A 3,750-nucleotide genomic window follows, 5' to 3' on the forward strand; every position below is an offset into this window, starting at 1 on the left:
GTTTTTTGTGACAGGGTTTCAGGAGTAAGTCACTAACCTTCGGGGACTGGTTCTCCCCGCACTTATTTTTTCTAATAAAACCAGGATCATTTGTAATAAAAATAAGTGCGGGGGTGCCTGTCCCCAATTGAGGCAGGTTTAATATTTTATAAGTTTCGCTGTAGTGCTAATGGGGTGTTGAGATTATATTCCTGTCCCTGAAATAGTCCAGGGCTTCGGCTGCCCCGGCGAGAATCAGTTTCTCGTCGGGGCTTTTTTGTACCACGGTGGTGGGGACCCCTCTAAAGCCACGGGATTGAAAATAGAACCTGGCCTGCTGGATTTTTTCAGGCAGATTTCCGGGTATTTCCACCTGGGGGATATCACGTTGTTGTTCCATGAGAAGGATTTTATAAAAAGGGTTTTCGCTGGACAGGTCCATCTCCTTGAGGGCGGCGATTTTTTTGAGATCATCTGATTCCAGGTCCAGGGGAATAAAATTCCAGGAGTAATTCATGGGACCAGGACCCTCCTGAGCCAGGCGAAGCAGGATCTCGGTGCAGTGGGGGCAGTGCAGGCTGAAAAAGAAATGAAACCTTGGCCATTCTTGAGTATCGGGATGGGTCCACCGGATTACCCCGACATCTTCCAGGCCGGACCGGTCACCAACGCTGGCTGCCGGAGGCTGCAGCATCCCCCCTGCCGCCCCTCCGGCCAGCCATACCGAAAGTCCCAGGATGAACAAGAAGGCCTTTTTTCTCACCAGGGCAAACAGGGCCAGGATGGCGAAAAGGGAACAGGCCACTATTATGCATAACAGACAGGGCTCCATGATGACCAGGAACTGAAACCCCATGAGGCAGCCGTCAAATGACATTGCACCCAAAAGCATGATGGTACAAAGTCCCCACATCCAGGACCGGTTGTAACGCCGGGAAAAGAAGTACACTAGCCAAAGGATAAGAAAAAAAATAAATCCCATTAAGACCAGGTTGCTTTCCCCGATGCGGACATATTCCCCTACAATTCGGCAGGCTTCCGTAGGGCAGATGCTGACCCCCATGGTGCCCCGCACAATGAGATCAAGGGCCAGACCCAGTGCGGCCAGGATGAGTGCCGCGTGCAGCACAATCGCACTCCAGGCCCGGGCCTGGATATCTTCCTGCACTGAACTCTTTTTTTTCTTTTTAGTCATATTATAGCTTAATGGTTGAAGGTTAGCTCTAAGAATTTCTACACTCAGTTAAATTACGCTTGCGCGTGTCTGCCTGTGGCAGTGTTTAACCGGGTAAAAGTTTAAGATTAAGGGATCAGGCGGTTAAAGCTGATGTATCTGTTCAGCGCTTTGCATGTAGCATGGGGACTGGCTCTCCCCGCACTTATTTTTTAAAACCTGTCAATCATCCTTCAGAATAGTAAGTGCGGGTTTGGTGCCTGTCCCCTGCTTTCCTTAAACCGCAAAATCAAACATCTCCAGGATATGGGCTTCGAAGGATGCAGGATCTTGACTCCATATCCTGTTTTGCAAGGAATAAATGTCTGGATATATTCCCATTTTTCTGGCTTTTTGTACAATATTGCCGGCCCTTTCCCACTGGGGCGGATTCTGAGCCAGCAGCCCTTCAAGTTCTTTTTCTGTTATGGATTTCAGCAGGCTGCCCATGTAGGGGTTTTGATGCAGCATCTGGGTCCAGAATGCGGACCAGTCGTTTGTCTCCCCGTTTGAGTTCAGGAAGTGCATAAGCATGCCCAGGGATAAAAACCCCCGGCCTGTCAAGGGTTCCTGCTGCCCTTTTTCAAAAAAGTTCTCCCGGTGCCTGCCCAGAATGGAAGAGCTCTGCAGCAGGGCGGATACAATCTTGTTTTCCTGGTCCTGGTCCAGATTCAGAAGCACATGGTCCCGGATTTTTTTGTCAAGGTCATCCAGGCCCAGGCTTTGATTGTCAGCAATTATTACTCTACAGTCCAGAAGAGAGTCTGCACCCTGGTCCAGGGCAAATGTTTCGGTGCCCTGCTGCTGCAGGCAGATCCATCTGTAATTCAGGCTCAAAGTATCTTCCTGCCTGCTGGTGCTGAATTCAAGCCCGGGAAAAGCAAAAGAGGTTTCCATTTCTTCACGGCAGGCCCCCATGACGGCCATTCCGGCTGGTGTAATCCTCCTTGGCAGAACTAATTCCTTCCAGATTTTTTTCCCGTCACCCAGGGCCGGATCGTTGGAGTGGGCTTCTTCCAGAATCTCCAGGAGCATGGGCTCAACATCGGGACCATTCAGATCTCTGAGCATTTCCAGGGCTCTTAGTCCATAGCTCAGGGAGTTTAAGGGCTCGATGCGTCCCAAGTCATCAAAGAACCAGGCACAGCTTGCAAAGGAGGCCAGACTCATGCGCTGCATTTCAAGAAACTGCAGGGCAATGGTCTGCTGTTTTCTGTCAAGGTCCCGGGCCTGATGTTTGCGCAGGAAATGTTCCCTGTCAACAGCCCCGCACAGGCAGGTGCCGTAATCCAGCATTGCCTGGCGCGGGTCACGCAAGAGTTTTCCGGCAGAATGCCGGTAATGTTCGTCCACGTAATACCGGATCAGGTTTAAGGACCTGCGAAGGGGCCTTCTCCAGAGCTGATTCCAGTCCGTGTGCCCGTTGGTACTGCATCCGCAGTCGTCCTGCCACCTCTCCACCCCGTGGATACAGCTCCAGGAGGATTTTTCGTGTATCTTGACTTCCTGGAGAGGCGGGTGTTTATCCAGATAAGAAGAGAAATTTGTCAGGGACAGGGGGCTTTCAGGCTGCTGTGCCCTGTTCAGCACCCAGGCCAGGGCCATTTCACCGAACTTGAAATGGTGTCCATAGGATTCCCCATCGGTGGCAAGGCTTAGAAGCTTCTGGTCACGACTGGAGATGATCCTCTGCCAGAACCCCTCGCCGTCGGATAAAAGGTTTTCAAAGGCCACAGCCTGGGAAACCGGTCCATCGTAAAAGAAAACCGCGATTTCACGGCCTGACTGCAGTTTGACCTTATAGGGCCGGTCCTTGGGTAAACTGTCTTCAGTGACCTGGGTCCAGTTGCCCTGGAGGTCTGATATGGACCTGGCCTGCCTGGGGGCAAGAACGGTAAATCTGATGCCGGCCCTGGCCAGAGCTTCCAGATCCGGAGTAGAGACGGCTGTTTCAGAAAGCCAGAAGCCCTCCGGTCTGCGCCCGAAGCGATGCTCAAAGTCCTGAATAGACCAGGATATTTCCACGTCCCGGTCCTCGTCGGTGGTCAGGGGCATGATAATGTGATGGTAGATCTGGGCCATGGCATTGCCTCGCCCGAAACGCTGGATACTTTTTCGATCCCCCTCCAGAATCTTCTTGTAGGTGCCTGAGCAGTGCCTGGCCATCCAGCGCAGAATGGTCGGGCCGAAGTTGAAATTTATGAATTCATAACAGTTGATAATTTGCTTTATGCGGCCCTGTCCGTCCAGGATGCGCGCCGAACTCAGCGGGTCATAGCTTTCCCTGTTGATGCGCTGGTTCCAGTCGGAATATGGAGCAGCGCTGGCTTCGGGCAGGACTTCCTCCAACCAGGGGTCAAAGCGGGGGGGTTGATAAAAATGTCCATGAATACAAAGGTGTTGTGGCATTGCAGGATCCTTGGTTTTTAATTTTAGCAGTGACTTACTCCTGAAACCCTGTCATAAAAAACAATAACCACGCGAAGCGCGTGGCAGGCCTTAGACAGGATTAACCACGCCAAAGACGCGTGGCAGGCATAGATTGACAGGATAAGCAA

At 51.7% G+C, this 3,750-nt stretch carries 2 protein-coding genes; both read right to left on the reverse strand.

Translation table 11 applies throughout. The annotated features are described in order from the left end of the window. Positions 1–166: 166 nt before the first annotated feature. Positions 167–1,174: a hypothetical protein gene (locus QZP87_RS08630; RefSeq protein ID WP_291322516.1), complete on the reverse strand. Its 1,008-nt coding sequence runs from the start codon at positions 1,172–1,174 to the stop codon at positions 167–169. 255 nt (positions 1,175–1,429) lie between these two features. Beyond that, entirely contained in the window at positions 1,430–3,601 is a 2,172-nt protein-coding gene (locus tag QZP87_RS08635) for a DUF3536 domain-containing protein (RefSeq protein ID WP_291322517.1), read from the reverse strand. Positions 3,602–3,750: the final 149 nt, after the last annotated feature.

This window comes from Desulfonatronospira sp., assembly GCA_003563255.1.
In the GTDB taxonomy this organism is placed as follows: Bacteria; Desulfobacterota; Desulfovibrionia; order Desulfovibrionales; family Desulfonatronovibrionaceae; genus Desulfonatronospira.